This window comes from Bartonella sp. MR168JLCBS (assembly GCF_042194175.1).
This window is the reverse complement of record NZ_JBHIMP010000106.1, coordinates 1-260: the sequence shown is the minus strand read 5'-3', so window position 1 is coordinate 260 and position 260 is coordinate 1. Positions and strand designations below refer to the sequence as shown.

At 39.6% G+C, this 260-nt stretch carries 1 pseudogene; it reads left to right on the top strand.

The annotated features are described in order from the left end of the window. Positions 1-260 (top strand): annotated as a pseudogene (locus tag ACFIK8_RS09480) (DNA translocase FtsK); the annotation flags it as partial.

The window sequence follows — 260 nt, the reverse complement described above, 5'->3', positions numbered from 1 at the left end:
TGTCACGGCAAACTGTTAGCACGCCGCTTGAGGAGGATGCAGGGAAGCATAAATTACAAGCAGATAATGTGATGCAAAAAATAACACCTGTTTTTCATCTTTCTGATAACGCATTTTTTGAGTGTGAACCCTTTATGTTGGAGCAGGTCAACACAAAAATTTCAGAAAAAGATGCAACGTCTGTTAATTTTGCGAGCGATAAAATTGCATCGAATACTGTTTCTGCCTTTGATGAATCGATGACTGCTCCTTATCGTGTG